This is a genomic window from Achromobacter sp. UBA5777 (assembly GCF_002418565.1).
Lineage (GTDB): Bacteria > Pseudomonadota > Gammaproteobacteria > Burkholderiales > Burkholderiaceae_B > Achromobacter > Achromobacter animicus.
In genome coordinates this window covers 1-225 of sequence record NZ_DIEJ01000146.1, presented here as the reverse complement: position 1 = coordinate 225, position 225 = coordinate 1, and positions in this window count along the sequence as shown.

Below are 225 nucleotides of genomic sequence, written 5' to 3'. Positions count from 1 at the left end.
ACCACCTTGCTATGGTCGTCAAGCGTAGCTGCTTGAGCAATTGACGCGAGGGTCAATCGTTCGAATCTTGGGTCTTACTTAAGTGCTGCTTAGGCACTGTTGAGTACTACGGGGTACTGCAATGGGAACTTGGCGCTCACTGGCGCGGAAGGGTCCGCGCGTATCGCGCACTCAACCTCCGGCGCGACGGCCTGGTCTCTCACTAAAGACAAAACCCCGCAGGGG